Below are 25,769 nucleotides of genomic sequence, written 5' to 3' on the forward strand. Positions count from 1 at the left end.
GCTGTTAAGGTTTTAAATCAAACAATGACTTAACGGTTACCGCTACGGATTGTTTCTTGCGGCCCCTGTATAACAACTAAAACAGGACAGGCATATGGCATCCTTTGCTGCACCAAGACTTCATGTCATTGGCGCCGGACTTGCTGGCTCAGCACTTGCAACGCAAATGGCGCAGGATGGTGTATCCGTAACGTTGTACGATTCCGGCGAACCTTTCGCCAGCCGCTGGACACGCGGCATGAAAACTTCCCCCAAAAACCACAAGGTTGCCGAACCCGAAATTTTCTATGATCCCGAGGATCTGGTTCGGCATTTTTTCTCGCAATGGCCGGAAATTCCGCGAAAACTGATCCGACCGGCCCATGCGGTTATCGGCCTTAAACACCCCGGACGAAGCCCCGCCATCATTGATCTTGATCACGGCATTGCCGCGGCTTTGATTGCACGTCGCCCGACGATTTTCGCACGGCTGTTTACGGCATGGAATTTATGGTTCTCCCGTTACGCCAGTGAAGATCGGCGTGTCAGTCAACGAATGCGGGTCGCTGCTGATTTGGGTGAAGATATGGAAACACCGACAGCAACCTATCATCAGGGTGCACTTGCGACACTGGCCGAGGTGCTGTTTTCAATGCCAGCCCACAATTGCTCGGCCGCTTTGCTGGGGCGCGTTTTAATGCCGACATTGCGTGAAATACGCCGCCATAATGCAAGCCACGCCTTCGCGGCGATTGACCCAATCATCCTAAACGATATCGCGCTGCCCACTATGCGCGATCATTTTATCGCAGCTGGCGGCGACATCATAAGCGGTATGGAACTTGGTGATATCGACAGTACGACGGATTTCGCCACCGACCTGTTTTTCGGCGATGATCAGATCGAGGTGCGCCCGCAAGATGCCGTGGTGCTTGCACTTCATCCAAGGCCACTTTGCGATGCGGTACCTGATATCGGCATTCCGCCAGCCCCGGCGCATCGACGAACTTTTGTGTTTCAGGCCAGCAAAAGCTTTGCCGAACCATGCTGTGTCCTGGCTGATGATGATCTGGTACGTGCGATTTATTGCAACCGTCGTCACATACAGGTCAGCATGAACAGCAGTCTGATTCTGCCAAGCGACGGCACAGCGGTTCAGTTGGCAGCAACGATCTGGCAGCGCGTCACAGAGCTTTGCGATCAGCATTTAAATCATGATCTGTCGGAAAGGACAAAAATTGAAACCGGCGATGAGCATCCGGCTTTCAGTTATGTTGACTGTGAAGCCCCTTTTCCGGAACTCAGTCCGGGGGTTGCAGCACTTCGCCACCGGATTACGCCACCTTGGCGGAACCTGTTTTTATGCGGGGATGCCTTTCCGCCGGATTATCCGCCCGGACCGGCAGCGGTTATCGCAAGTGTGATGAAGGTTCGCGCGCAGTTGCATCAATATCTGAAACTGCGCGACTTATAAGACGGGTCAAACCGAAATCAGGGCTGCGGCAACCCGACGGGCTTCCGATACCAGAACATTATAGGTGCGACACGCAGCACCGGTATCCATCGGCTCGACGACAATGCCATGCTTGCGAAGTGCAATGCGCCATTCAGCAGGCAATGGTTTCATGCCACTTCCCATTCCCAGCAGCAGGATATCGATCTCGTCGGATGCTTCAATCACCCGACCAAAGGCATCGACATCAACCTGATCAATATTCTCATACGGCCAGGAATAGACATTCTTTGGAAACAGTAGAACCGAACCCGTGACAACTTCTTCGCCAAAACGAAACAGGCCATCCCCATAGCTGGTAACGATCTTTCGGCCTTCTGCGATCAGCGGACTTACTTCCAAAGACATATCATTCCCTTTTGACGCAACCTTGAAAACTTCTCCTGGCGTTGTCTGCCTCAAAGCGCAGCCGCAGGTGCCTTTGCTTTTTTCCCGCGCCACAAAATAAACAACCCGGAAACAACAACGATACTACACCCGATCAACATAGGCATGTCGAGTTCCTCACCAAACAGGAACACGCCCAAGGCAATACCGAACAACAACCGAGTATACCTGAACGGTGTAACCGACGAAACATCACCGCTGCGCATCGCTTTCATCAGGGCGGCATAAGCAGAAATCCCCATCAGGACCGCACCGGAAAAATAGAAAAGGCTTTGGCCGTCGGGTAGCGTAAATGCTTTGCCTTCCCAAACCGAAAACAGGATACCGGCAATAATAATGGCAATAAAACCATAGAATCCCAGAATAGACGTCCCCAATGATATCGGGGCTGCCCGGCTGGCTAGATCACGACCGGCAAAACCGATTGTTCCGATCACCGCCAGCAACGACAGGACTGAAAAGCCATCGGCGCTCGGACGAAGAATGATCAAAACACCGATCAGACCAACAAAAATTGCCAACCATCTGCGCCATCCCACTTTTTCACCAAAAATGAGCGCCGCACCAAGAACCACAATAAGCGGCGTTGCCTGTAAAATGGCCGTGGTCGAAGACAAAGGTGTTAAAGCAAGCGCAAGCACATAAAACAGTCGCCCGATGACCTCGAACACGATCCTTACACACATGGGACGCGACAGAACCGCCGGGTCAAGCAGTCGCTTATTCTGGACTTTGGCAATCGCGGCAAACAAAACCGCCCCTCCGACACCAAACAGGATCAAAACCTGTCCCACTGGATGCGTCGCCGAAACGGCCTTCACAAATGCGTCTTCAACGGCGAATGCTGCCATTGCCGCCATCATCCACAGACTACCGAGCAAATTTGCCCGATGACCATCACTTGCGTCCATATTAAGCGCCACAGGCAAGAACCAGTTTTGAAAATGGTTTAATCAGTTCGCAAAAGTCATACGCCACTGCGCACTAAAGGAAAAGGCCGGGTTGTTTTCGCACAAACCCGGCCTTTCTGTAAATCCATGTCTTGCGGCTGAGGAATCAGGCACCGGCCTTCTGGGTCTCTTCGCCTTCGGGAATCTTGCGGTTAAGCCGCAGAACCATCAGCAACGGAGACGCCACACAGATTGACGAATAAGTCCCGATGACAATGCCGAAAATCAGCGCCATCGTGAAACCACGGATCGCTTCACCACCAAATACGAACAACGCAATCAGCGCCAGTAATGTGGTAAATGATGTCATGGTCGTACGTGACAGGGTAGAATTGATCGACAGATCAAGAAGATCGGGTATTTCCATCTTGCGGAATTTGCGCAGATATTCGCGAATACGGTCAAATACAACCACCGTATCGTTGATCGAATAACCGGCAACGGTCAGAACCGCTGCCAGCGTCGCCAGATCGAACTGAACACCGGTGATCACAAAGAAACCGATGGTAATCAGAACATCATGCAGAAGTGCCACAACCGATGCCACGGCAAACTGCCATTCGAACCGGAACCAGATATAGACCATGATCAGCAAAAGCGAGATGGCAACCGAATAGACACCGGCTTCCTTCAGCTCGTCACCGACCTTCGGGCCGACCAGTTCGCTACGGCGAATGGTAACATTGTCACCAAGTGCCTCGGTCACAGTAGCAAGCGCTGCCATCTGGGCTTTTTCATCACCGTCCTGGCGCTGCAACTGGATCAGGACATCATCGGGTTCGCCGAATTCCTGAATTGATACATCCCCCAGTCCAAGAGAACCAAGATTATCACGCAGCGCGCCAATATCGGCCGGACCGTCGGTTTTGATTTCAAGGAGAATACCACCCCGGAAATCGATCCCGAAATTCAGCCCCTTGGTTACAAATAAGCCAACAGATGCCAGCACCATGACCAGCGAGACAATATAAAAGATTTTCCGGAATTTGAGGAACGGGACGTTCACGTCATCCGGAACAAGATGCAATGGTTTCATAATTTTCCTGCTCCCTTCCTCAAAGTACCAGTTCCGTCGGACGACGGCGTTTAACCCACACCGAAATCAACAGTCGGGTCACCCAGATTGCCGAGAACATCGACGTGATAATGCCGATGGCAAGCGTGACGGCAAAGCCCTTGATCGGCCCGGAACCAAAGCTGAATAGCACAAGAGCCGCAATCAGCGTGGTTAGGTTGGCGTCAAGGATGGTCGACATCGCACTGCGATAACCGGCATCAATTGCGTTGATGATCGTACGGCCATTATTACGTTCTTCACGGATACGTTCGAAAATCAGTACGTTGGCGTCAACCGCCATACCGACCGTCAAAACGATACCGGCGATACCCGGCAGTGTCAGCGTTGCCTGCAATACCGACATCACTGCCAGCACGAGGATAAGGTTCATCAGAAGTGCGATATCGGCATAAATCCCGAACCGCCCATAACTGATCACCATAAAGGCAATAACGAAGACAAGACCAAGAACGGCTGCAATTTCACCGGCCTCGACAGAATCCTGTCCTAGCCCGGGGCCGACTGAACGTTCTTCAAGGATCTGCATTGGTGCGGGTAATGCACCGGCACGCAACAGCAACGAAAGATCGTTGGCCTCCTGAACACTGAACTGGCCGGTAATGATACCGTTACCACCAAGGATCGGTTCATTGATCCGCGGGGCTGAAATCACTTCGCCATCCAGAACGATAGCCAGACGACGACCGGCATTTTTCGACGTCATGTCGCCAAACCGCGCACCACCTGCCGCGTCAAAGCGGAATGAAACAACGGGGCGACCATCGTTAAAGGTGGGTTGGGAATCGATAAGGTTATCACCCGAAACAACCACACGACGGTCAATCAGATATTCGTTGATACCGGCCGCACGGTCACCGGCATCAGCCGATGGCAGGATAATGGTTCCCGGCGGCATGCCGGTGGCACGCGCCTGGGAAGCTGTTTTTTCCTCGTTCACGAGGTGGAAGTTCATTTTCGCGGTACGGCCAAGAATCGCGCGTAAACGCGACGGATCATCAAGTCCAGGTACCTGAACAACAATACGGTCTTCACCCTGGCGCTGGATCGACGGTTCGGTCGTTCCCAGTTCGTCAACACGACGGCGCACCACTTCAAGTGACTGGCTGATCGCGCGATCAACAAGTTCTTTGCGGGCCTGTTCGGTGTAGGAAACGATAATGTTGTTGCCGTCACCACTCATGACGGTATTAGGTTCGACATCACGGATCAGATCGCGGGCTTTTTCGACCTCGTCGGCATTGACGATGGTGACTTCCGCGCCGTCCAATCCGGCATCGCGCGGACGGTAACGAATGCGTTCCTCGCGCAGTGTCGAACGGATCGTATCTCCAAGCGCTTCATAACGCTCGCGGATCACGCTGTTAATGTCCACCTCAAGCAGCATGTGCGATCCGCCGCGCAGATCAAGACCAAGGCTGATCTGTTTACCCGGAAGATAGCTGGCTTCAGTCGCCAACGTGCCCTTGGGCAGGAAATTCGGTGCAGCGTATATAACGCCCAAAGCGCACACCAGCAAAACCAGTGCTGCTTTCCATTTCGTAAAATAAAGCATGTGTCCTTTAACCAGATTTGTCTGGAAAACCTTGGTCTGGTTCTATCGAACATCGGGAGAGTTACACCCCGCAGGCCACCGGCTGTAAACAAGAAGGCGGAGCATTTTGCCCCGCCTTGCAAGTCATCAAAGAGATCAGTCTTTTTTGGTCTCTTCAGCTTCTTTTTCGTCTTCGTCTTTGTCGTCGCCTTTGGCTGGCTCGGTTTTCGACAGAACTGTCGAAACCATGCCGCGTGCAACCTTGACTTTGACCCCTTCAGCAATCTCGACCGAAAGTTCATCGTCACCAATAACCTTGGCAACGGTACCGATCAGACCACCGGCGGTAACGATTTTGTCACCGCGACGAACAGCAGCGAGCATCGCTTTATGCTCTTTCTGTTTTTTCTGCTGCGGACGGATAAGCAGGAAATAAAAAACAACAAAAATCAGGATCAGCGGCAGGAAGCTGGTAAGCATATCTGCACCACCTGCGCCACCTGCGCCCTGCGCGAAAGCCGGCGAAATCAACATTAGGAACTCCTAATCCCATACAACAAAACAAATCAACTGCCGGAATATAACGGTGTGTCCCGTCAACGCAAGGAAGAACAGGATTTTTATCGGTTAAATCCCGTATTCTGTGGTTCTGTTCACGTCACCAAAAGCGCGCTAAATCATATGGCACTGTTATTGCCAGATCGCCTTGTGATAGCGTTTTGGGCATATTCGTCGCCACCACGATAAAAAGAAACATCCAAGAGGCTTTAATGACCAACGATTTCAATCAATTGCTGCCCACCCTTGAGCGCATTGCCGACGCGCTGGAACGCATGGCCCCACCTGCGCATAAAACCAATGACCTTGCCGCGGCTGATGCCTTTGTCTGGCAGGCCGAAAGCGGTTATCTGCAACCGGTGCGCAATGTGAACCGGATTGATATCGATCTTTTGCAGGGAATCGAACAGCAAAAGACGATTCTTTATAACAATACCAAACGGTTCGCCAATGGACTTCCGGCCAACAATGCGTTGCTTTGGGGCGCACGTGGCACCGGCAAAAGTTCGATCGTCAAGGCGATGCACGCCAAAATCAACACGGAAAAGGCTGGCGCATTGGCATTGGTCGAAATCCATCGCGAAGACATCCCGACCCTGCCCCATCTTCTGCATATTCTCGAAGAAAGCGGTCGCAAGACGGTTCTGTTCTGTGATGACCTCTCATTCGATTTGCAGGATGAATCCTACAAGTCGCTTAAGGCTGTGCTTGAAGGCGGCATCGAAGGCCGCCCCAACAATGTGATTTTCTATGCAACATCGAACCGTCGCCATTTGATGGCGCGCGATATGATCGAAAACGAACGATCAACCGCGATCAATCCGTCCGAGGCCGTCGAGGAAAAGGTATCCCTATCCGACCGCTTCGGCCTGTGGCTTGGCTTCCACAACATTTCACAGGATGTCTATTTCGAAATCATCGAAGGGTACGCCAAGGAATTCGGGCTTGATGTTCCGATTGAAGACCTGCGTGCACGAGCCAAGGAATGGACGGTCACACGTGGCAGTCGTTCAGGCCGCGTTGCATGGCAATTCATTCAGGAATTAGCCGGCGAAATGGGAAAAAAGCTTGGCTGACTGCCCCAGACAGCAGCGTATAAACAAAACTCCCGGAACATCAAGGTCCGGGAGTTTTGTTTATCGCGATACCATCATCTGTGGCAGGTATTTCATCGGGTCCGTGGATTTTCGTCCACGACGGATTTCAAAATGAAGTTGCGGCTGGTTAACTGCCCCCGTGCTGCCGACACTTGAAATCTTCTGACCGCGCTCGACAACGTCGCCGCGTGCCACCATCGGATTTTCCGTATGGGCATAGGCTGTCACATAATCATCGGCATGCTTGATCAGGATCAGATTGCCAAAGCCGCGCAACTCATTCCCGACATAGGTCACAACGCCATTATCCGCAGCAAGGATCGGCGTACCACGCGCAGCCCTGATGTTGATTCCGTCATTGTAAAGACCGCCCGTGCTGGCACCGTATTTAAGAACAATGTCACCGCGAACCGGCCAGACAAAGCCCTTGCGATTGTCGGGTTCGGCAATAACGACATTCTTACGAACTGCACTGCCTTGCCCCGCAACCGGTGTTGCTTCGGGCATCTGGCGGGTATCGTTATTCCAGCTATTGGCAGATGCGTAACGCTGTTCGGCGCGCGCGGCGAAATCCTGTGGCTTCAGGCCTGGCGTCGGGATGCTGCCGCCGTTATTCGGACTAATACGCGCGGTTTGAACCGTTGACGAGCGTTCGGGTGCGGCGGCAGTTTCAGATGTACCAAGCGGCACACTGACAACTTCGCGCTTGCCGCCGATGGTGACGGTCTTACGCGGCGCGGAGCTTGTTGAACTTGGTGTCGTCGATGATGACCGGCTTGCAACTGCAGTCTGGCTGTTACTGTCATAAGACGGATCCCACGGCGGCAGCACAAGCCGCTGTCCCGGATAGATCACATAAGGCTTCGCCAATTTGTTTCGCTCGGTAAAACGGCCAAAATCGGTGCGATACCGGTTGGCAAGCCCCGAAACAGTATCACCCGGTTCGACCGTAATAACCCGCTCACCATTTTTAAGCTTGGGCATGCTATAGGGGCTGTAAGTCGCACCTTCGCCATAAACTACTGGCACAGGGACGGAATTAAGCAAACAGCCGCCAAGCGCTGCGGTTGTCCCACAGACAAGCGCCAGCGTCCGTATTCTTCGAACTGCCTGTTTGACACTATTTTCCATCATGGAAAACATTGTCTGCGATCAGCCGTTAACAATCCGTAATCAGATGCAGCAATCGGCTCAGAATTCTTCAGTACCCGGCAACATCGGAACGAAACGGACCGGCATCAGTTCGGTTACATCAATCCCGGTGGGGGTACGCAAAACCCGCAAAAGCAGTTGCGTGTGGGATACCTCGCCCACCGGCACGACCATGATCCCGCCAATCGCCAACTGATCGACCAGCACAGGCGGCACATCTTGTGCTGCCGCAGTCACGATAATACGATCAAACGGTGCCTGTGCCTTCCAGCCAAGCCCGCCATCACCATGCAGGGTCGAAATCGTATGCAACCCCAATTCGCGGAATTTGTCTTCCGCCTCACGCAGAAGCGGCTTGTGCCGTTCAAGCGTGTAAACCCGGCGTGCCAGCTTGGCGAGGATGGCGGCCTGATAGCCCGACCCGGTACCGACCTCAAGCACCTTCATCCGGTCATTCAGCTCAAGCGCCTGCGTCATCAGGGCGACGATATAGGGCTGTGAAATCGTCTGGCCCTTGCTGATCGGAAGGGCGACATTTTCCCATGCCCGGCTGACAAACGGCTCGGCGACGAAAATTTCGCGCGGGATGCTGGCCAGCGCACGTAAAACGTCCTCGTCATGGATCCCGTCATTGCGCAGGATCGCAAGCAGATGTTCGATTTCAGCTTCTCGGGCAATGACAGGCTCGTTCACGGAAATGCCTTCGTCAGTTTTGCGTGCGTCTCGTAATGCGTGAAATCGAGACTGATCGGAGTTACCGAAATATCGCCCCTCTCAATGACCCGCAAGTCCGCATTTTCATCCTTGGGCAATTCCGACTTGATCGCACCGATCCAATAATAAGGCTCTCCGCGCGGATCAAGGCGTTCGGCAATATGATCGCCAATCTTGCGCTGCCCCTGCCGGGAAACCTCGATACGGGCTCCGCCGTCACGTTCGGCTTCCGGGAAATTGACGTTAATCAGAACGCCACGTGGCCAAGTCGTGTGAATAAGGGTTTCCGCAACCGGTAAAAGATGCTTTTCCGCAACCGACCAGTCGATCAGATTGCCGGAAAAAAACTGGGAAAAGGCAATTGCAGGCACATTCAGCAACGTTGCTTCCATCGCGGCAGCAACCGTACCGGAATAGGTTACATCCTCGCCAAGGTTGCCACCCCGGTTGATCCCCGAAAGAACAATATCGGGCGGACTGTCACGCATGATTTGCTGAAGGGCCAGCAGAACGCAATCGGTTGGCGTTCCGTCGACAGAAAAATGTCGCTCGTCACGTTTGCGTATCCGCAACGGATGGCGCAGGGTAAGCGAATGCCCGGCCCCGCTTTGCTCTGTCGTCGGTGCGACAACCCAGACATCATCGGAAAGGGAACAGGCAAGCTTTTCCAAAAGCCGAATCCCCGGCGCATCAATCCCGTCATCGTTGCTGATCAGGATGCGGGCATTTTTCAGATCGACCATATCGCCCCCTATCCGCGCGGTGAAATCACCTCGACACCGCCCATATAGGGCTTCAATGCATCCGGCACACGAATTGAACCATCTGCCTGCTGATAGTTTTCCATCACCGCAATCAGGCAACGCCCAACAGCAAGCCCCGACCCATTCAGGGTATGAACAAAACTGGTTTTCTTGTCGCCAGCGGCACGATACCGCGCATTCATGCGCCGTGCCTGGAAATCACCGGTGTTAGAACAGGATGAAATTTCACGATATTTACCCTGCCCCGGAAGCCAGACTTCAATATCAAATGTTTTGCGCGCGGCAAAACCGATATCGCCTGAACACAGAACCACCGTCCGGTAGGGAAGACCGAGACGTTCAAGAACGGTCTCTGCGCAGCGGGTTTTTCGATCAAGTTCCTCGTTCGATTTTTCGGCGGCCACAACCGACACCATTTCAACCTTTGAAAACTGATGCTGGCGGATCATGCCGCGCGTATCACGCCCGGCCGAACCGGCTTCCGAACGGAAACACTGGGTCAATGCGGTATAGCGCAGCGGCAATGCGGCTTCGTCGATAATCTCGCCCGCGACCTGATTGGTAAGCGTCACTTCCGACGTCGGGATCAGCCACATGTCATTGGTGGTTCTGAACGAATCTTCGGCAAACTTCGGCAACTGACCGGTGCCAAACATCGCATCATCGCGTACCAGCATCGGCGTGATGGTTTCTTCATAACAATGCTCGTTTACATGCAGGTCCAGCATGAACTGGCCCAATGCCCGTTCAAGCTTTGCCAGGCCACCACGCAGAACAACAAAACGCGAACCCGAAAGTTTAGCCGCGGTTTCGAAATCCATCATGCCAAGCTTGTCGCCGATCTCGAAATGCTCAAGCGGCTTGAAGTCAAATTCGCCGGGAGTTCCCCATTTGCGAACTTCAACATTGTCTTCTTCGCTTTCGCCTGCCGGAACTTCCGCATCGATAACGTTCGGAAGCGACGACAGCAAAAGATCAAGCTGCTCGTTTAAACCGGCCTGCCCGTCTTCGGCATCCTTGATCCGGTCTTTGAGTTTACCCATCTCGGCCATCAGTTCGTCAGCATCGCCGCCACTCTGGCGCAATTTGCCAATTTCACCGGAAATGGATTTGCGGCGCGCCAGCATTTCCTGATGTTCAGTCATCAGGCGACGACGGTCTGCATCGATATCGATCAGACGCTGGGCGGTCATTTCGACCTTGCGCGCGGTCATCGCCGCGTCAAAGGCCTCGGGATTGTCACGAATCCATTTAATGTCGTGCATGAAACGGCACCTTGTTATTCAGCTATGCGGGCAATTATTCGGGCTTTTATACGATGGGGTGGACGCTTGGTCCACCCCGTCAGATCGGTCATTCGAGAACCGGACAATTCAATCAGCGCGCGCTATTGAAATCATCCTCGTCATCGTCGCCTTTCGCGGATCCCAAAGATCGGAATGACGAAGGCGCATCAGATTTTGGCGCAGAACCGGCAAGCGCTTTGAAATCGGTCTTGTCATCTGCTTTGCCATCATCGTCCCCGTAATCAGCAGCTGCCGCAGCCGCCCCCTGGGTATCGACGTCGTCTTTATTGTGATCGGTATCCTCATCGTCACCTTCAAGCTCGGCATCTTCTTCCGCTTCACGCTGGGCACGTTTACGTTCCGACATCCGCGCCATCAGGATCGAAATTTCATAAAGAATGATGATGGGGATCGCCAGGCCAACCTGCGAAATCAGATCCGGCGGCGTCAGCACTGCGGCAAACACAAAGGCGATCACAACCGCATATTTGCGCCGCTTGGCAAGCGAAGATGCGGTTACGATGCCAGCGCGCGCCATCAGTGTCAGCAATACCGGTAGTTGGAAACTCAGGCCAAACGCAAAAATAAGCTTCATCACCAGCGCAAGATATTCGCCGACCTTGGCTTCAAGCTGAATGGCAAGTCCCGATGCCCCGCCTGCACTTTCGAAACTGAGGAAGAATTTCCACGCCAGCGGCATGATCAGGTAGTAAACCAGTGCCCCGCCCGCAAGAAACAGGATCGGCGTCGCAAACAGGAACGGCATGAATGCCGAACGTTCATTCTTGTATAGTCCCGGCGCGACAAAGGCCCATAGCTGGCCAAGAAAGACCGGTGCGGAAACAAAACAGGCCGCAAAGAACGAGACCTTCACATAGGTGAAGAACACCTCGGTCAATGCGGTATAGATCATGCGCCGGTCCGGCCCCATGACGTCAGCAAGGGGCTTTACGAGGAACCCGTAAATATCTTCGACGAAATAATAACAAATACCGAAAGTGATAAAGAGTGCCAGAACCGCCCATGTCAGACGGTTCCGAAGCTCGATCAGATGCTCCATGATCGGCATCTGCTTGTCATCCGACTGCATGTTCACGCCTGGCTCTCCGGATGATCAGTCTTCTTATCCGCAGCAGCAGGTTTTGCAGATGCCGCGGCATCGGTCTTCGGTGCTGTGGTTTTGGTTTCCGATTTGTTGTCGGTTTCGCTTTCGGCAGTTTTATCTGCCGGTTTTGCCGGTTTTGGCTTGGTTTTCGGCTCGGCAATCTTGTTTTCGATGAAGTCTGATGTGCTCGAACGTGCATCGTTGACCTGCTTGCGCAGATCATCAAGTTCGGCTTCACGAATCAGATTATCGATACCGCCCTGAAATTCGCGCGCCATACCGCGCACTTTTTTCCAGTACCCGGCAAGCTTGTAAAGCACATGGGGCAAGTCCTTGGGGCCGACGACGAACAACGCGACGACGGCCACAAGTGCCATTTCGGTCCAGCCGATATCAAACATGGAACACGCCTATCTGAAGGAAATCCGACAGACGATCAGGATTTCACGGAATCCTTGTCTTTGCTTTCAGCAGAAACCGAAGCAGACGTGTTGTTTTCGATGGTTTTGGCCGAAGCAGCGCTGTCTTCGTCTTTTTCGTTTATGCCTGCTTTGAAGCTCTTGATCCCTTTACCCATGTCACCCATGACTTTCGGCAGTTTGCCGGCACCAAAGATGATCAGGACAATCGCCAGAATCAGAACGATTTGCCAAACGCCAATACCCATAACTTCTATCTCCAAAGATCCAATCTGCCATCCGGCGAGAATGCCCGGATAATGGCAGAAAGCCCCCCACTGTGCAATGCAACGATTGTGAATATACCGTGCACCGCTACGAACCTGTATGTTTGTTTCTTAGTCTCATCGGACCTGTTTCGCGTTGAAATTGGCCTAATTCATAGGAAACACAAAGGTCATGTCAGGATCAAGCGTAATAGCGACCGACCCCTGATTTACTGACGAAAGTCTGCGTGGCACGCGCGCATGGACATGCCCGCCCGCATGAAGTGATAAATGCATCAGACTGATTTCACCAAGTGACCGCACAGCATCAACCCGCGCCAGAATATCATGTCCATTCATGGCATCGGCAATCTGCAATCCTTCCGGGCGCACCAGAACTTCAACCTGTGTTCCGTCATCAAGATCACCCTGCGCCACATCACCAAGCGGCGTCGTCACAATCCCGCCCTGCACTGTTCCGGGGAAACGGTTAACCTCGCCAAAGAAAGATGCAACAAAACGATTTTGCGGATTGAAATAAAGGTCTTCGGGGGTGCCATCCTGCATCACCTGCCCTTCATTCATGATGATAATCCGATCCGCCATATACATCGCTTCTTCCGGATCATGGGTCACCATGATGGTTGCGATCCCGGCATTTTTCAAAACATGCAACGTGGTATCACGAAGTTCGGCACGGCGTGCAACATCAAGCCCCGAAAACGGCTCGTCCAGCAACATCACGCGCGGTGTTGGCGCCAGAGCTCGGGCCAGTGCAATCCGCTGTTGCTGCCCGCCGGATAATTCGTGGGGATAGGCATTGTAATATTCTGCCATACCGACCTGCCGAAGCGCACGTTCGACCGCTTCCTTGCGTTCAATCTCAGATGATGAACGCAGACCGAACCCGATATTCTTGGCAACGCTCAGATGCGGAAACAGGGCGTAATCCTGAAACACCATACCGACACCGCGTTTTTCGGGTTCAAGATATTCCCCGGGCCGCGCTACAAGCTGATCATTAATTGAAACGCTGCCTTGCTGAAGCTTTTCAAGCCCTGCGGCAATACGCAATGCAGTAGTCTTGCCACATCCCGAGGGCCCCAAAAGGCAAACCAGTTCGCCGGGCGCAACGTCAAAGCTTATGTCTTTGAGAACCTTGGTACTGCCGAAATCATGGCTGACATTGGACATTCTCAAGCCGTCGGGCATCAGATCTCTCTTTATTCTTTTGCAAGGAAACCCTGCAATTAAGTTGCAAAATCTTTCCCAGATTTAATCCTACCCAACAGCGCATGCAAGAAGCTGGATCAAAGAAGCACGATAAAAGATGTGAATGGGCCCGATTTAACGGTTCTCCGCGTCGTATTCTTCTTCCAGATTGGGATTATCGCTGTAGATGGTTTCATCAAGATCGGCCAGATTGCGGGTCGTAAGAGCTTCTTCGACAACAGCATCGGTAACTTCGCCATCATCAACCAGATCGGGCAATGCTTCCTCGTCGGAACTGGCACCGTATCGGCCCATGCCAGGACGGCTATCAAGCAATCCAGCGGCTTTCAAATCGGCAAGTCCCGGCAGATCGTCACGATGTTCAAGTCCGAAATGATCCAGAAAATCATCCGTCGTCGCCCAAAGAACCGGACGGCCCGGCACACGTTTGCGCCCCTTCGGACGGATCCATTTCGCTTCCAGCAGAATATCAAGCGTCCCCTTGGACAGGGCCACACCACGAATTTCTTCAATTTCGGAACGTGTAACCGGCTCGTGATAGGCAATGATCGCCAGCGTTTCGAGCGTTGCACGCGTCATTTTCTTTGCTTTTTCGACCTCGATATGAAGATCACCTGCCAAATCAGCCGCAGTGCGAAACGCCCATTTTTCACCAACACGATTCAGATTTATTCCACGCTCTGAATAGTTTGCCTGCAGTTCTTTAAGCAAAAGGGAAACATCTGAACCTTCGGGCAAACGCGCGGCAAGAACCCGTTCACTGACCGGTTCCGCAGACGCAAACAGCACAGCTTCAACAATTCGAAGATGCTGAAAGTCGATTTGAGGACCGTGTTCGATACCATCGATTTCAAACTGCGGGTCGGTTACTGTCTCAGTCACCATTATTATCCATCCCTGCCCCGGATTTGGCTCTTAGCTTGTCCATATCGCTGTAATCCCCGGATGTGATGTCCAATTCAGGATCGCGTCTTTTTTGCGGTGACCTCAGCATGATCGGGCCAAACACCTGCTCTTGCGAGATTTCCAATTCGCCATCGCGGCACATTTCAAGGCTGGCAACAAAATGCGCAGCCAGTGCCGACCGTGCCTTCAAAGGCGTGCCAAGACCATGTGGCATGAATTCCAGAAGCTTTGTCCATGTCGGTACAACCCGTCGCCCGAACAGATCGCGCAACCGCCGGATTGCATCGTCCATCGCATAAAGATCGAATGCCTCAATCTCCAGTGTCTTGGATTCAGATGTCAGCATGATCTGCGCATAGGCTTTCAACAGGTCATAAAGCGACGCATCATAAACCGACGCCGTCGTGACCCGGACTTCCTCCGGATCACCCCGGCCAAAGAAATCACGCCCGAGGTTGGGCCGCTCCAGCAGTTTCTCACCGGCCGCTTTCATCGCTTCCAGCCGCTTCAGCTGGAAGGCCAGAAGCTCTGCCATTTCCTCTGCACTGAGCTCTTCCTCGTCGGACTCCTGCTTTGGCAGCAACAACCGAGATTTCAGATAAGCCAGCCACGCCGCCATCACCAGATAATCGGCCGCCAGTTCCAGTCGCAATTCACGCGCGGTATTAATGAAAGTCAGATACTGCTCGGCAAGCTCTAGGATCGAAATCCTGATTATGTCGACTTTCTGGTCGCGTGCCAGCTCCAGCAAAAGGTCAAGCGGCCCTTCAAACCCTTCCAGATCCAGCATAAGGCGTTCAGCAAGACTTGGCCCATCATCAACGGGTGCCTTGTCAAATACCTCGTCCGGAATATCGAGTTCGAACTGTTTGGCCATAATCCCCCCGGACCGTCCGCCTCATATCAGGCGAAAATACCGGCCAGAAAATCAACAAGTGCAGATGCAGGCTCAATCACCAGCCATTGGAATATCGGTAGATTAACGCCAAGAAGCCCCGTGACGTAGGGCAACAGGAAGATCAGCGTAATCAGAAGGATCATGCCGGTTTTTTCCATGCGCGCCAAGACCCGCGCAATTGGCATTGGCGATATCGCGGTCAGAACCCGCCCTCCATCCAATGGCGGGATTGGCAGCATGTTAAACACCGCCAGAATGCAGTTCAGCCAGATCGACTGCTGTAACGTCGTTGCCAGCCAGTCATTGACCGCCGGCGAAAATGACGGCAACCCGACCAGTAATAGAATTGATGCAATTGCCAATGCGACGTTGGTTGCGGGCCCGGCAACCGCCACCCCGATTACACCAAGACGTTGCGGATGCAAACGATGGAACGCGACCGGGACCGGCTTGGCATAACCAAACAGGAACGGCGCACCAGTCAGCAACAGCAAACCGGGAATCAGAATAGTCCCCACCGGATCAATATGGCGGATCGGGTTCAGGCTAAGCCGCCCGGCGCGTTGCGCTGTATCATCCCCGAACAGCTTGGCTGCAAAGCCGTGCGCGGCTTCGTGCAAAGTCACCGCCAGCAATACCGGCAACACCCACGTAGACGCGGAAATGATAATCTCGATAATGTCGTTCACCTATTCAGCTTCCCTTACGCCTGCTCGCCAGCCGACCAGACCGGTGATAGCAATTCAGCCAGTCGGGCCTGCCAATCGGCAATCTGCGCCGAGGGTGGCTGTATAGTATTAAAACCTACGATCTGATTGCTCAGCAATTGCGAACGTGTCAGCGCCTCACCGGCAAGTTTCGGGGCCATGGATACGACTTCCTCCATTTCCGTGCGCTTGCCATTGCAATGAAGGGCAATGTCGCACCCGGCGGCAAGGCATTCGTGAGTCCGGCTAGCAATCGATCCACCAAGCGCTTCCATTGATAGATCATCACTGATCAGAAGGTTTTCAAACCCGATATCACCGCGGACAATTTCGGAAATGACCTTGGCCGATACGGTTCCCGGGCGTTGATCATCAATCGCGGTAAACAGCAAATGGGCCGACATCGCTGCAACCACATCCTTCATCTGACGGAACGGTTCGAAATCAAGGCGACTCAGTTCTTCGCGCGACGCGGTCACGATCGGCAAATCCTTGTGACTGTCGACCGATGCACGCCCGTGACCCGGAATATGTTTGATGACCGGTGCGATCCCGCCGTCCAGCAACCCGGCGGCAACCGCACTTGCCAACGGCACAATCTGTTCCACCGTCGAACCATAGGAACGGTCGCCAACCACGTCGCTCATACCAGGGAAGCGGATATCAAGCACCGGCGCACAGGTGATGTTAAACCCGGCATCACGCAAATCCGCCGCCATCAGGCGCGCATTAATATATGCGGCTTCGCGGGCATTTTCAGGTGCTGTTTCAAACAATTGACCAAACACACCAGCCGCAGGGATTTTGCGCCAGTGCGGCGGCTTGAGGCGCATGACGCGCCCACCTTCCTGATCGACAAAAATCGGCACATTGATATTGCCGACAACTTCGCGCAGTTGATTGTTCAACGCCTTGACCTGCTTCAGATCCGTGACATTACGGGCAAACAGGATAAAGCCATAGGGATCAGCTTCACGAAAGAAGCCCTTCTCCCAATTGCTTAGTTCTGTACCTTCAACACCAAGAATACAGGCACGCGGTTTTCTTACCTCAAGGCCGGACAATCAGACACCCCACATTGCGTTGTTTCAAGTTGCGACAAAGCGTTTCAGCCGCAGCAGAGTCCGGCAAAGGACCGGCTTGCAAACGATAGAACACACCCTTGTCACCAAGGTCTGCACGTTTCAGATATATCTGAAGACTGCCAAGCAAGTCATTGTTTTTAGACAACAATCTCTTCCATTCCGCTTCGGCCCCCGACGTATCGCGAACTGACGCCAATTGAATGCGAAAGTCTTTCTCCGATACGCCGCTGGCGCTGGTGGCAGCCGGTGCTGCGGCCTGTTCCTTGGCCTTGGCAACAGCGATTGCTTTTTCTGCATCACTTGGTGCGGAAATTGCTGTTTCAGCCGGAGTTGTCGCAGACGCATTTACATCTTTGCCCGAACCGCTCTGCGCTGCATTTGCGACAATCTCGGCCTCCGGTGTCTGCTCAATCACCGCTGGTTCTCCCGTATTATCGGGGGATGGTATGACATCGGGCGCCTTTGGCATATCAGGCAGTTCCTGAAGAACCACCTGATCCTCGGGCTGGTTACTATCAAGCTGTTCATAAATCGTTGTATCCCGGTGGGGAACTTCCATTCCGCCGGGATCATCCGGTCGCAACTTGATCGGCAGTGGATCTGGCAAAAGGATTGGCAATTTGCCTTCCTCCTGTGCGGGCTGCCCCTGATTATATAACCAGTAACCGGCCCCGCCCAGACCACCACCAATAATCACAAGACCAAGAACGATGGTTCCAACCCCTTTCGCCAAGCCGCCGCCCGGGGCTTTTTTGCCAGCCCCTTGATAACGCTGCTCCGCTCTAAGGCCGAAACCCTGTTCTTCGTTCATCGTGATTACATCTCCTCGACCGGGGCAACGCCCAGGACATCAAGACCGGACGCAATAACCAATGCGGCAGCACGGATCATGGCAAGGCGCGCCTGCGTCACCGCCAGATCATCGGCAACGATGAAACGCAATGCGGTATTGTCACGCCCCTTGTTCCACAAGGCGTGGAATTCGGCAGCAATTTCGCTCAGGAAGAATGCGATACGATGTGGCTCATGTGCAACGGCGGCCTGTTCAACAATACGCGGCCATTCAGCCATCCGACGCACCAGCATCTTTTCATCTTCCGACACCAAAGCCGATAGATCGGCCCCGACCAGTGCCGCATCCGAGAAATCCTGATTAGGGAACGCTTCGCGCGCCTGACGAAATACCGAATTAACGCGGGCATGGGCGTATTGAACGTAAAATACCGGGTTGTCTTTGGACTGTTCGGTTACTTTGGCAAAATCAAAATCAAGCGTCGCGTCGTTCTTGCGCGTCAACATGATGAACCGCACGACATCCTTACCAACGCGTTCAACCACATCACGCAGGGTCACGAACGTTCCGGCACGTTTGGACATTTTAACCGGCTCACCATTGTCAAATAGGCTGACCAATTGGCAAAGCTTGACATCAAGGTCGCCCTCGCCGCCCGTAATCGCCTTGGTCGCGGCTTTCATACGTTTGACGTAACCGCCATGATCAGCACCGAAAATATCGATCATGTGGTTGAAACCACGTTCGTATTTGTCAAAGTGATAGGCAATATCGGACGCAAAATAGGTCCAACTGCCATCCGACTTTTTCAGAGGGCGGTCAACATCATCACCAAATTCAGTCGCCCGGAACAGCGTCTGCGGGCGCGGTTCCCAATCATCGGGCGTTTTGCCTTTTGGCGGTTCCAGAACGCCGACATAAATGTCGCCCTTTTTCTCCAGATGCTCGAACGCGGCCTGCACCTTGCCTGCGGCAACAAGTCCGGCTTCAGACGTAAAGACGTCGTGATCAACGCCCAGAAGACGCAGGTCTTCCTTGATCAATGCCATCATCTCGACAATGGCAAAACCCCGGAACTCTTCCAGCCAATTTTCCTCGGGGGCTTCGACCCATTTGTTGCCGTCACGCGCCGCAAGCTTTTTGCCCGGTGCCACCAGATAATCGCCCGGATAAAGACCAGCCGGAATTTCATCGATGGTTTCGCCAAGTGCTTCGCGGTAACGCAGATGCAGGGATCGCGCCAGAACATCGACCTGCGCACCGGCATCGTTGATGTAATATTCCTTGGTCACGTCGTAACCGGCCTTGGCCAGCAGATTTGCCAGAACATCACCGACAACCGCCCCGCGGCAATGGCCGACATGCATCGGGCCGGTCGGATTGGCCGAGACATATTCGACATTCATCTTGGTGTTTGCACCAAGATTGCTGTTGCCATAGGTCTTGCCGTTTTCAAGCACTTCGGTGATCTGCGACAACCAGAAATCATCGGCCATTCGCAGATTGATGAAACCGGGCCCGGCGATCTCGACCTGTTCGATATGATCTAGCGTGCCGAGTTTTTCGGCAAGTTTTTCTGCCAGATCACGTGGCTTCATCCCCGCAGCCTTGGAAAGCAGCATCGCGGCATTGGTCGCGGCATCGCCATGCGCGGCATCGCGCGGCGGTTCGACCGTGATACGTGCGGTATCGCTGCCAGCGGGCAGAACGCCGTCTTTTTCAAGGGCGAGAATCTGGTTCTCGATGTCGCTTTTCAACAGGCTGAAAACATTCATCACTTTTGGTCTTTGCAAATTTCGTTCATGGTCCATCACAACCATTTTGATGTGGCTGTTTTGGGACATTTCGCATCAAAACGCAAGCAACCGCTTGGTTGCCCTGCTCTCAGGTTTTGACATTTCTGCCATGCACGCTAAATAGACCCTTAAGGAACGCGATCAGGCTGTGTTAAAGTTGCCACCATGATCGTCAATATACCCGTTGGGTTGCCCGTGAATATCCAGCAACTGGAATATTTCGGGATAGCACAATCAAGGAGTGTCGAATGACGGAAACTGCCCGGCAGGTCCAGATGACCGAAAGTGCCGCAAAACGTATTCAGGAACTGATTGCCAGCGATGGCAAGTCGGGCCTGATGTTGCGTCTTCAGGTTTCCGGTGGCGGGTGTAGCGGTTTTCAGTATGAATTCTCGCTTGATTCCGACAAGACCGATGAAGACCACATTTTCGAAAATCACGGCGCGAAAATGGTGATTGATGACGTATCGCTCGATCTTCTCGGTGGTGCGGAAATCGATTTTGTCCGCGAACTGGTTGGTGCAGCGTTTCGTGTGAATAATCCAAACGCAACATCATCGTGCGGTTGCGGATCCAGTTTCTCGGTTTGATCCGCATCGGAAAAACGATTTATAAAACGGGGTTCGTGTTTCACGGACCCCGTTTTTGTTTGGACATAACGCTGTTATGTCTGTGCATAAAGCCGCAAAACTCATCCTGAACATCGAGGCCCGCATGAAAATCGCCACCTGGAACGTCAACTCGATCAAGGCTCGCCTGCCCAATATCCTTGAATGGCTTGGCGACGCAAAGCCCGATGTTGTCCTGCTTCAGGAAACCAAAACTGTCGATGACGGCTTCCCGGCCATGGAAATCGAGGATCTTGGCTATAACATCGCCCTGCACGGCCAGAAGACCTATAATGGGGTGGCGATCCTGTCAAAATTCCCGATTGAAGATGTCGAACGCGGCCTGCCGGGCAATGACAACGACGAACAGGCACGCTATATCGAAGCCACTATAGCGGGAAATCGTCCGATTCGTGTGGCATCGATCTACGTCCCGATGGGAAGCGAGGTCGGATCGGAGAAATTCGAATATAAGCTGAACTTCCTGGATCGCCTGATCAAGCGTTTTGAGAAAATCCGTGAAAGTGGCGACGCCGCCGTTATGGGCGGTGACTACAACATCGCGCCGGATGACTCGGATGTTTACGACCCGATCAAGCTGCACGAAACCGTTCTATGTTCGACCGTGGAACGCAAAAAACTGCGAACCATGATGAATATGGGCTACACCGACGCATTCCGGACCTTCAATCCGCAGGGCCACCAATATAGCTGGTGGGATTACCGTGCGGGGGCGTGGAACAAGGATAACGGGCTTCGCATCGATCACCTGCTGTTGACTCCGGCCGCAGCCGACCGGCTCAGCGCATCGAATATTGATCGCGACCCGCGCGCCAAGGAAAAGGCATCGGATCACACCCCGGTCTGGTGCATGATCGACGACTGATCAAGGATCGTTCGCGGCCCGGCGAGACAAAGTCATCGAACGCAAAAGGCAGCAGAAAAACTCTGCTGCCTTTCAGCTTGAGCAAAGTATGACGCAAGCCTTGCCAAGTGCGCAAATTTGTCGTGCTACTCGCTCGCCAAGAGCCCAAGAAGCGCAAAGTCAGATTAAACTCTCACCCCCAGACGGTCCCTGTCTGACATATCTATTCCGCTGCAAGCTGTAAAACGCCGCGATAGGCAACGATATCTTCGATGCTGATCACAACAATGTCGTGCTGCTGTGCGTAGGCAATCAGTTCCGGTAAACGCGCCATGGTGCCGTCCGGATTGGTGACTTCGCAGAGAACACCTGCCGGTTTAAAGCCTGCCAGACGCATCAGATCAACCGTTCCTTCGGTATGACCGCGACGTTCCAGAACACCGCCTGCACGTGCACGTAGCGGGAAGACATGCCCCGGACGGGCAAGGTCATCCGGCTTTGCTCCATCGGCAATTGCGGTTTTGACCGTGGTCACGCGATCAGCAGCGGAAACACCGGTGGTCACGCCAACCTTTGCCTCGATGGAAACGGTAAAACCGGTTCCCATGCTCGACGTGTTGTTGGCAACCATCGGCGGTAGATCAAGTGCAGTTGCCATTTCATCGGTCAGACACAGGCAGACAATGCCGCTGCAATCGCGGATCAGCATCGCCATCTGTTCATTGGTCAGATTTTCTGCGGAAAAAATAAGATCGCCTTCATTTTCGCGATCTTCATCATCGACGACCAGAACCCCCTTGCCATTGCGCAAATCCGAAAGTGCACGTTCCATACGTGCAATCGGATCGCCAAAGATCGAAAGTTCCGGTTCCTGATGAACACTCTGATTCATAACGGTTCTCCGTTTAAGGAGCTTACGAATCAAGGCATCAAAAGAAAGGTCTGCACGCACGGCAAAGCCGCACGACAGTCATAGGCTGACAACAACAGGTTCCCCCGTTATCCGCCACGCTTTATCCTCTCCCATCCGGACTGTTACCGTCGGCTCCGGAATCTCACCGGATCTGCTGACCCTGCCAAATTGCTTTGGCAGGCGCTCGCGGGCTTCCCTGAAATCAGGATTACCGCCGGTCAGGAATTTCACCCTGCCCTGAGAATAAGCGCCGTGTTTCAACGACATGCCTGACCACCTTGATCAGACCTCTTCACTTTAGAAAATGGAAAGATTGTTGTCAAACCCCCTATACAGGGTGTCAGTGGAAACACTGTGTTGCCGGGTAGTAGGGCGACAAGGTCAAATCTCGGCCAGAATTTTTCCAGCCCTGAAATGAAATTCGCAACCATTTTTGCGTAATTCGCGCGGTGCCCACTGACATACAGCACATTTACGATCCGAAGTGGTATTACGCGATTTACATTCCTTATGCAGGTATTTACCCAAAAGCGCGTCGATGTAGCTTCCCTGAAACGCATCCACACCAAGGCTTCGGCCCATGCGCAGTGCCGTGCGACTGTCACACCGGGTCAGAATCAGGTTGCGGTCGGCAAAAACAGAAGCAAATTCGCGAAGCCTGTCTGTCGCGTCAGCCCGTTTGGAGCCGATAATGTTCTGATCCCAGATCACCTTGACGAAATCGACATTGATCTTTTGAGGCGACAGGAATTCAAGCGATGGCAAGGTGATACGATCAAGCCCCACACGCACGCCAGCAGAATGCAGCAGATTGCAGGCATCTTCGAATTCCCACCAATCTGAAATCGCATTTTCAAGCGAGATTTCAATCGCCAGATTTTCAGCAAAACGACTGTCTTCCGAGCCCAGAAACTCGGCAAAGCGATCACTGAATACCGTTTGCACCATCATATTCAGATGCAAGGTATCCGGCAGCATTTGAGGGGCCAGACTTTTGGTGACATCCATCACCTTCTCATCAAGCACGCGCGACAGGATTTCAACCTCGCCCGGGCCTTCCAGAAGGAAACTGGCAAGATGGTGCTGACGCAGATAATCCAGCGAACAATAAAGTTCATGGCCAAGGATTTCGCGACGGCTGTCGTGAAATTCCAGAATAGCCTGACGGCGACAGGAATCGAAAACCGCTTCATCAGTGATGGCAGAACGCAGCATTTCGGCCATATCAAAGCGTTGCAGGCTTTCGTTTGGAAAATGGTTTTCTTCAGGAAGCCCCAACAAACCAAACATTGCCTTGCGGTCTTCTGGCCAGGAAAATTCGTTCCAAAGCTTTTGCGGGATGTCGCCCAAACCCTGTCGATGGATAACGTCCTTGAGCGTTTCGGTCACACTGGTCAAAAACGTATCGGTTTCACCAAACGATTTGGATGGACGAATAAAAGCGACCATACCGTTTTCAAGACGATATTCTTGGGTCTTTTCAGGCAGATGATGAAATGCATCACGCGAAATATCCTGATAATCCTGCGGTTCAAGGCGCAAGGATACGGGGATATTCAAAATTGCAACAATCGACCGCTTGCCATTGGCCCCGTGTTTGCGCAGGTTTTCAACGAACCTTGCTAAGGTCAGTTCCGATTTTGTTGAAGACGCGGTCATGTGCATTCCCGTCAAAAGGCGTGGGAAACGAAAATGCCCGATTGAAGTTAATTTTAGTTAAACATCTATACCAAAGCATAGTGATTTTTCAAAATCACTCACCAATTGCATAGCGTGATCGTGCTTCGCCTGATCAAAGTCAAAAGCAACGCCATCAATCGAGCGAACAAACCTTATTCCCTGCAATGCGTTACAGACAAAAACCAAATCCATTGACAGCAGGTCTTTCAGATCGATAGACGCCTCGTGGACGGCAACCGCCTGATCTCGACACCAATCAATGACGAATTTCCGTGCCAACCCGGCAAGAATTCCGCAATTGGCAGGTGCAGTATAAAACGTGTTGTCACGAATCCCGAACAGGTTGGCGATTGTTGTTTCCGCGACAGAACCATCAACAGAAAGAACGAGTGCCTCTTCCGCGCCACAAGCGGCGACTTCCTGTCGCGCCGCTATATTGTCGAGATAGTTAAGGCTTTTGACCTTGCCTGCAATCGACCACGGATTGCGCCGAACCCGTTTTGACGTCGCAAGGATCAATCCCTCATCCTTTGCCGCTTTGGCAAAGGGAGCCGCCGTTATCAGAACCGTGGGATGGCAATCCTGGGGTGGTAACAACCCGCGCGGGCCGCTACCACGCGTAACGGTCAGGCGGATAACCGCTTCATTCCCACCGAGTTCCATACAAAGCGATGCGATAGCCTGGGCAATTGTTTGGGCATTTGGCAATAATATCGGATCAAGCCCGATTAATTCGGCATGGCTGGTCAGACGATCAAGATGCCGATCAAGCCAGGCAACCCTGCCTTTATGGGCCCGCATGGTTTCAAAAAAACCATCTCCCAACAGCAATCCCCGATCCGTGACGGCAATATGCGCATCCGTCTGACCAATGATATTGCCATTAAGCCAGACTTTCGTCACGACGCAGCCTTTCGCGGAACGGTCGCACCGGCAATGGCAAGGAAGTTAGACAACAAATCATGTCCCTGCTCGGTCAAGACGGCTTCGGGATGGAATTGGACACCAAAGATCGGCAGATCCCGATGGGCAAAAGCCATGATTTCGCCGTCCGGTCCCGTCGCGGTCTGAACCAAAGTGCCATCCAGCGGAAGATCAACAACCAGCGAGTGATAGCGCGTTACCGTCAGCGGAGATTTGATACCGTTAAACAGTGCCGAACCATTGTGATCAATTGCCGATGTCATGCCATGTACCGGTCGGTTTGCGCGCTTTACGACGCCACCAAATGCCCGTGCAATCGACTGATGCCCCAGGCAGACCCCCAGCATCGGGTAATCGCCGGATAATTTGGTAATCAGGTCGATACTGTTTCCCGCTTCATCCGGGCCGCATGGTCCGGGGGAAAAGACGATGGCATCGGGATTCAACCGACGTACTTCATCAATATCGATCCGATCATTGCGCACGACATCAACCTTCTGTCCAAGCTCCACGAAATAGCGCGCCAGATTGAAAACAAAGGAATCGTAATTGTCGATCAGCAGGATCATTTCAACCCGATCCG

At 53.0% G+C, this 25,769-nt stretch carries 27 protein-coding genes and 1 riboswitch; of the genes, 4 read left to right on the forward strand and 23 right to left on the reverse strand.

Annotated features, from left to right (window positions below; all coding sequences use genetic code 11):
* Positions 1-94 precede the first annotated feature (94 nt).
* The gene (locus tag BC440_RS10305) at positions 95-1,453 is read left to right on the forward strand and encodes an NAD(P)-binding protein (RefSeq protein WP_071240052.1); all 1,359 of its coding nucleotides are present in this window, start codon (positions 95-97) and stop codon (positions 1,451-1,453) included.
* 6 nt (positions 1,454-1,459) lie between these two features.
* Here BC440_RS10305 and BC440_RS10310 read toward each other — a convergent pair whose 3' ends face one another.
* The 5 genes from BC440_RS10310 to yajC all read right to left on the reverse strand — a co-directional run bounded on the left by BC440_RS10310 (position 1,460) and on the right by yajC (position 5,972).
* On the reverse strand, positions 1,460-1,840 hold the full coding sequence (locus BC440_RS10310; protein WP_007089621.1) for an Mth938-like domain-containing protein: 381 nt from the start codon (positions 1,838-1,840) through the stop codon (positions 1,460-1,462).
* A 50-nt stretch (positions 1,841-1,890) separates the two neighbouring features.
* Entirely contained in the window at positions 1,891-2,790 is a 900-nt protein-coding gene (locus BC440_RS10315) for a DMT family transporter (RefSeq protein ID WP_071240053.1), read from the reverse strand.
* A 145-nt stretch (positions 2,791-2,935) separates the two neighbouring features.
* The gene (gene secF, locus BC440_RS10320) at positions 2,936-3,865 is read right to left on the reverse strand and encodes a protein translocase subunit SecF (RefSeq protein ID WP_007089623.1); all 930 of its coding nucleotides are present in this window, start codon (positions 3,863-3,865) and stop codon (positions 2,936-2,938) included.
* A 19-nt stretch (positions 3,866-3,884) separates the two neighbouring features.
* Positions 3,885-5,459 carry a protein translocase subunit SecD gene (gene secD, locus BC440_RS10325; protein ID WP_007089624.1) on the reverse strand — a complete coding sequence of 525 codons (1,575 nt, stop codon included), beginning with the start codon at positions 5,457-5,459 and terminating at the stop codon, positions 3,885-3,887.
* Between the two features lie 135 nt (positions 5,460-5,594).
* Positions 5,595-5,972: a preprotein translocase subunit YajC gene (gene yajC / locus BC440_RS10330; protein WP_007089625.1), complete on the reverse strand. Its 378-nt coding sequence runs from the start codon at positions 5,970-5,972 to the stop codon at positions 5,595-5,597.
* A gap of 236 nt (positions 5,973-6,208) precedes the next feature.
* Between yajC and BC440_RS10335 the strand changes: the two genes are divergently transcribed.
* Positions 6,209-7,072, forward strand: a complete 864-nt coding sequence (locus BC440_RS10335; RefSeq protein ID WP_037992528.1) for an ATP-binding protein — start codon at positions 6,209-6,211, stop codon at positions 7,070-7,072.
* A gap of 60 nt (positions 7,073-7,132) precedes the next feature.
* On the opposite strand, the gene BC440_RS10340 is transcribed toward BC440_RS10335, so the two are convergent.
* The 14 genes from BC440_RS10340 to argS all read right to left on the reverse strand — a co-directional run bounded on the left by BC440_RS10340 (position 7,133) and on the right by argS (position 20,175).
* Positions 7,133-8,227 carry a peptidoglycan DD-metalloendopeptidase family protein gene (locus BC440_RS10340; RefSeq protein ID WP_247643560.1) on the reverse strand — a complete coding sequence of 365 codons (1,095 nt, stop codon included), beginning with the start codon at positions 8,225-8,227 and terminating at the stop codon, positions 7,133-7,135.
* Positions 8,228-8,284: 57 nt separating this feature from the next.
* Positions 8,285-8,938, reverse strand: coding sequence for a protein-L-isoaspartate(D-aspartate) O-methyltransferase (locus tag BC440_RS10345; RefSeq protein WP_037992525.1), 654 nt, complete (start codon positions 8,936-8,938; stop codon positions 8,285-8,287).
* The gene (surE, locus tag BC440_RS10350) at positions 8,935-9,702 is read right to left on the reverse strand and encodes a 5'/3'-nucleotidase SurE (RefSeq protein ID WP_007089629.1); all 768 of its coding nucleotides are present in this window, start codon (positions 9,700-9,702) and stop codon (positions 8,935-8,937) included. The genes BC440_RS10345 and surE overlap by 4 nt, the downstream gene beginning before the upstream one ends.
* Before the next feature lie 8 nt (positions 9,703-9,710).
* The gene (serS, locus tag BC440_RS10355) at positions 9,711-10,988 is read right to left on the reverse strand and encodes a serine--tRNA ligase (RefSeq protein ID WP_071240054.1); all 1,278 of its coding nucleotides are present in this window, start codon (positions 10,986-10,988) and stop codon (positions 9,711-9,713) included.
* Between the two features lie 112 nt (positions 10,989-11,100).
* Positions 11,101-12,099, reverse strand: coding sequence for a twin-arginine translocase subunit TatC (tatC, locus tag BC440_RS10360; RefSeq protein WP_341455978.1), 999 nt, complete (start codon positions 12,097-12,099; stop codon positions 11,101-11,103).
* Between the two features lie 2 nt (positions 12,100-12,101).
* The gene (tatB, locus tag BC440_RS10365; RefSeq protein WP_071240056.1) at positions 12,102-12,515 is read right to left on the reverse strand and encodes a Sec-independent protein translocase protein TatB; all 414 of its coding nucleotides are present in this window, start codon (positions 12,513-12,515) and stop codon (positions 12,102-12,104) included.
* A gap of 35 nt (positions 12,516-12,550) precedes the next feature.
* The gene (gene tatA / locus BC440_RS10370) at positions 12,551-12,781 is read right to left on the reverse strand and encodes a twin-arginine translocase TatA/TatE family subunit (protein WP_007089633.1); all 231 of its coding nucleotides are present in this window, start codon (positions 12,779-12,781) and stop codon (positions 12,551-12,553) included.
* A gap of 165 nt (positions 12,782-12,946) precedes the next feature.
* Positions 12,947-13,990, reverse strand: a complete 1,044-nt coding sequence (locus BC440_RS10375) for an ABC transporter ATP-binding protein (protein WP_071240057.1) — start codon at positions 13,988-13,990, stop codon at positions 12,947-12,949.
* Between the two features lie 135 nt (positions 13,991-14,125).
* Positions 14,126-14,896 carry an SMC-Scp complex subunit ScpB gene (gene scpB / locus BC440_RS10380; protein WP_071240058.1) on the reverse strand — a complete coding sequence of 257 codons (771 nt, stop codon included), beginning with the start codon at positions 14,894-14,896 and terminating at the stop codon, positions 14,126-14,128.
* Positions 14,886-15,794, reverse strand: a complete 909-nt coding sequence (locus BC440_RS10385; protein WP_071240059.1) for a ScpA family protein — start codon at positions 15,792-15,794, stop codon at positions 14,886-14,888. The genes scpB and BC440_RS10385 overlap by 11 nt, the downstream gene beginning before the upstream one ends.
* Positions 15,795-15,820: 26 nt before the next feature.
* The gene (locus tag BC440_RS10390) at positions 15,821-16,504 is read right to left on the reverse strand and encodes a site-2 protease family protein (protein WP_071240060.1); all 684 of its coding nucleotides are present in this window, start codon (positions 16,502-16,504) and stop codon (positions 15,821-15,823) included.
* A gap of 14 nt (positions 16,505-16,518) precedes the next feature.
* A complete protein-coding gene (gene nagZ / locus BC440_RS10395) occupies positions 16,519-17,586 on the reverse strand; it encodes a beta-N-acetylhexosaminidase (RefSeq protein ID WP_071240061.1) in 1,068 nt (355 codons plus the stop codon).
* Complete coding sequence (locus BC440_RS10400; protein ID WP_071240062.1) at positions 17,573-18,418, reverse strand: SPOR domain-containing protein; 846 nt, start codon at positions 18,416-18,418, stop codon at positions 17,573-17,575. The genes nagZ and BC440_RS10400 overlap by 14 nt, the downstream gene beginning before the upstream one ends.
* A gap of 5 nt (positions 18,419-18,423) precedes the next feature.
* Complete coding sequence (gene argS, locus BC440_RS10405; RefSeq protein WP_071240217.1) at positions 18,424-20,175, reverse strand: arginine--tRNA ligase; 1,752 nt, start codon at positions 20,173-20,175, stop codon at positions 18,424-18,426.
* Positions 20,176-20,444: 269 nt separating this feature from the next.
* On the opposite strand from argS, the gene erpA reads away from it, so the two are divergent.
* On the forward strand, positions 20,445-20,786 hold the full coding sequence (erpA, locus tag BC440_RS10410; RefSeq protein ID WP_007089641.1) for an iron-sulfur cluster insertion protein ErpA: 342 nt from the start codon (positions 20,445-20,447) through the stop codon (positions 20,784-20,786).
* 76 nt (positions 20,787-20,862) lie between these two features.
* A complete protein-coding gene (gene xth, locus BC440_RS10415; RefSeq protein WP_083379340.1) occupies positions 20,863-21,690 on the forward strand; it encodes an exodeoxyribonuclease III in 828 nt (275 codons plus the stop codon).
* Positions 21,691-21,892: 202 nt separating this feature from the next.
* Here the strand turns inward: xth and ribB are convergent, their stop codons facing one another.
* From ribB to BC440_RS10435, 4 genes are all read right to left on the reverse strand, one after another.
* On the reverse strand, positions 21,893-22,561 hold the full coding sequence (gene ribB / locus BC440_RS10420; RefSeq protein WP_007089643.1) for a 3,4-dihydroxy-2-butanone-4-phosphate synthase: 669 nt from the start codon (positions 22,559-22,561) through the stop codon (positions 21,893-21,895).
* Between the two features lie 119 nt (positions 22,562-22,680).
* Positions 22,681-22,831: riboswitch (FMN riboswitch) on the reverse strand.
* 132 nt (positions 22,832-22,963) lie between these two features.
* Positions 22,964-24,241: an EAL domain-containing protein gene (locus tag BC440_RS10425; RefSeq protein ID WP_037992632.1), complete on the reverse strand. Its 1,278-nt coding sequence runs from the start codon at positions 24,239-24,241 to the stop codon at positions 22,964-22,966.
* A gap of 57 nt (positions 24,242-24,298) precedes the next feature.
* The gene (locus BC440_RS10430) at positions 24,299-25,165 is read right to left on the reverse strand and encodes an aminotransferase class IV (protein ID WP_071240063.1); all 867 of its coding nucleotides are present in this window, start codon (positions 25,163-25,165) and stop codon (positions 24,299-24,301) included.
* Positions 25,162-25,755, reverse strand: coding sequence for an aminodeoxychorismate/anthranilate synthase component II (locus BC440_RS10435; protein WP_071240064.1), 594 nt, complete (start codon positions 25,753-25,755; stop codon positions 25,162-25,164). Before BC440_RS10435 ends, BC440_RS10430 begins: the two co-directional genes overlap by 4 nt.
* Positions 25,756-25,769 lie beyond the last annotated feature (14 nt).

The sequence above is a fragment of the Thalassospira sp. MIT1004 genome, from assembly GCF_001858545.1.
Classification (GTDB): Bacteria; Pseudomonadota; Alphaproteobacteria; order Rhodospirillales; family Thalassospiraceae; genus Thalassospira; species Thalassospira xiamenensis.